The organism is Desulfosporosinus burensis (assembly GCF_054657535.1).
The window spans coordinates 1-442 of the sequence record NZ_BAAHYN010000089.1; the positions used below are offsets into that span (position 1 = coordinate 1).

The following is a 442-nucleotide window of genomic DNA, read 5'->3' on the forward strand; positions in this document are numbered from 1 at the left end:
GGTTCAGTAGGAGTCGTAGCAAGGAGTGGGACTCTCAGTTATGAAATTGTCTCCCAGTTAACGAACGCAGGGATTGGTCAGTCGACGGTGGTTGGCTTAGGAGGAGACCGAGTCGTCGGTTTATCCTTCATTGATGTCTTAGCTCAATTCGAAGCAGATCCGGAGACCAAAGCGGTTGTGTTGGTGGGGGAAATCGGCGGTAATGCTGAAGAAGAAGCCTCTGTTTTTATCAAAACAATGAGTAAACCAGTGATTGCCTTCTTAGCTGGCAAAAGCGCTCCTCCTGGAAAGAGAATGGGTCATGCCGGAGCTATCATTGAACGGGGCAAAGGAACCTATGACAGCAAAGTTGTCGCCTTAAAGGCAGCGGGGGCCTATGTGGCTGCATTACCTTGGGAAGTGAGCGATTTAGTAAAGAAAGCGTTGGCTGAGGAAAATATCC

At 49.1% G+C, this 442-nt stretch carries 1 protein-coding gene; it reads left to right on the forward strand.

Annotated elements, in window-relative coordinates; all coding sequences use genetic code 11:
• Positions 1-442 (forward strand): succinate--CoA ligase subunit alpha (locus ACYQ3Q_RS28520; protein WP_459931752.1); only part of this gene is annotated, 442 nt, incomplete at both ends.